Source organism: Vibrio sp. 10N.222.55.C6 (genome assembly GCF_041473395.1).
Taxonomy (GTDB): domain Bacteria; phylum Pseudomonadota; class Gammaproteobacteria; order Enterobacterales; family Vibrionaceae; genus Vibrio; species Vibrio crassostreae_C.
In genome coordinates this window covers 1-357 of the sequence record NZ_JBFRSD010001155.1, presented here as the reverse complement: position 1 = coordinate 357, position 357 = coordinate 1, and the positions used below count along the sequence as shown (strand labels likewise).

Below are 357 nucleotides of genomic sequence, written 5' to 3'. Positions count from 1 at the left end.
TTCCAGATGTTGGTCAGCTTGATGCGTATTTAGGTACTCAGTGCTGAGTTTATCTTGTTGCTTCAGTGCATCTGTTTTTTGGACTAAAACAATCTGTTGATTACGCTGCTGCGTATGTTGCTCGTTAAGCGTATTCGCTGCACTAACGGCCGCAGTTTGCTTATCTTTGAGTACGGCGATTTGGTTATCTAGCGGACGAACCTGCTCAATGATCTTATCTTGATCTTGTTGCTCACTTTTTACCTGTTCGACAATCGCACTGCTTTGCGTCAGTTTTGTTTGCGCGTCTTGCTTCTCTGCATCACGAACGGCAAGTAACTTAGTGCTGTTATCTAAATGAGCTTGAGTAGTGTTCAC

1 protein-coding gene is annotated in these 357 nt (G+C 43.7%); it reads right to left on the bottom strand.

The genetic code is table 11. The annotated features are described in order from the left end of the window. A partial coding sequence (locus AB4486_RS27970) for a hypothetical protein (RefSeq protein ID WP_372120074.1) occupies positions 1-357 on the bottom strand: 357 nt, incomplete at both ends.